The sequence below is a fragment of the Parafrankia sp. BMG5.11 genome (assembly GCF_004337455.1).
This window is the reverse complement of the sequence record NZ_SJXI01000198.1, coordinates 1-1,803: the sequence shown is the minus strand read 5'-3', so window position 1 is coordinate 1,803 and position 1,803 is coordinate 1. Positions and strand designations below refer to the sequence as shown.

Annotated in this window: 1 pseudogene; it reads right to left on the bottom strand. The window is 64.8% G+C overall.

The window, feature by feature from the left end:
* Positions 1 to 132: 132 nt before the first annotated feature.
* Positions 133 to 1,803 (bottom strand): annotated as a pseudogene (locus E0504_RS53955) (reverse transcriptase domain-containing protein); the annotation flags it as partial.

Sequence of the window (1,803 nt, the reverse complement as noted above, 5' to 3'; positions counted from 1 at the left end):
CAGCCGGAACAGGTCTTCGAGCTGGGGGCACTGGTGGGCCGCCGGCGAGGTGCCCGCGGGTGCGGGTCCTTTTCCGGCGGCCCCCAGCCCGAACGACGCATGCGACTTTCACCGCACGTCGCTCTCCGGTGACTATGACGTGAGCTGCGGGTTGGGTTTTCCGGCGTGGATGGCGTCGTGGCAGGAACGGCAGACCACGAGGGTCTTGCGTCGCCGTCGTGCCATGTGGGCCGCCCATGCCGGTTGCGATTGTCCGGGACGTTCGAGTTCTGACAGGCGCCGGACGTGGTGCACGGTGATGCCGTCCGTGCTCGTGCAGATCTCGCGGTGGTTCGCCAGGAGCCGGGTGACCAGCTCCGTGTGGCGGACGACGCCCGGGACCAGGACGCGGTCGGAGATGACCGCGTCGCGGCGCCGTCGGAGTGGAATACCGCCGAACCGTGCGACCAGTGGCTTCCTGCCGCTGCGTTCGACCGTGGCCTCGAAGCACTTGCGTCGCCCGTGCGGGGTGTCGACGGTGGCCGCGTATTTACGGGCCATTTTCGACACCGACGAGCGGTGCTTGTTGGCCAGGGTCTTGAGCAACGAGGTCTCCATGACCCAGTGCAGCCGGTAGAGACGGTGAACGTTCCCGGCCTGCAGGTAGTACTGGACGACGCCCCGCCACTCGGCCCCGTAGGTGCTGACGATGGTGTGGTCGTCCTCGTTGATCAGACGGGGCCTGCGCTCGGGTTTGCCGCGCGAGGTGTAGGGGGCTTTCTTGGCTCTGATCACCGATTCGGGTACCCGGAGGCTGACGGTGCCGTTGGCACTGCGTTTGCCGCCGGTGACCTTGCGGTCGTTGTGAAGCACGGTGATCTCGTATCCGAGGAAACGCGCCGCCTGGGTGCGGGCGTGCGTGATCAGTGTCTTGTCGTCCGAGAGTTCCAGGGCGAGATCGTCGCGTAGGAACGCTGTCAGGCGCTGTTTGATCTCCTCGGCTTCGGCCTTGGGTCCGACGAACCCGAGCAGGGTGTCGTCGCAATACCGAACATAGCGCAACCGCCGGTAGCCGGGATCGTAAGGATCCCCGCTGGGCATGGTCCGCATCTGTTGGCGCAGCTTCCGCGCTTGCGTGTGGTTGCCGCGCCGGTATGCCCGGTCCCTGGCGGCGCGCACCCTAGCATAGGCGGTGTCCTGCTCACGGACCCGCCCTCGGGTGTATTCCGGGATCAGAACCGTTTCAACAAAAGAGTCCAACCGGTGCAGGTAAATATTCGAGAGGACGGGTGAGACGACACCGCCTTGCGGTACCCCGCTCAGCGTCGCGTTCCAGACCCAGTCCTCCAGGTATCCGGCTGTAAGCATGTTACGCATCAGCCTCAGGAACCGGCCATCGTGGATCGTCTCGCCCAGCATCGAGAGCATGATCTGGTGATCGAAGCTCCCGAAGCAGTCGGCGACGTCTCCCTCGATAAACCAGGTCGTCCCAGTCCAGGTATCAGCCACGTCCCGTATAGTGCGGTGTGGCATCCCCGGCCAGGACGGAAACCGTAAGACAGATCGGAGAAGGTCGGTTCGTAGTACGCCTCCAACAGCAGGCGGACCACCTCACCGACCAGCTTGTCCGACCACGGCGGCAGCCCCAGAGGCCTGGTCCTGCCGTTCTTCTTCGGAATGTGGATCCGCTTGACCGGGTTCCATCGGTAGCGCTCATGGCGAAGCGCTTCGATAATAGCGTCGATCTTGCGTAGTGACATCCCGTCCACGGTCTCCCCGGTGACCCCAGGCGTCATCGCTCCCTTGTTGGAGTAGAGGCGCCCG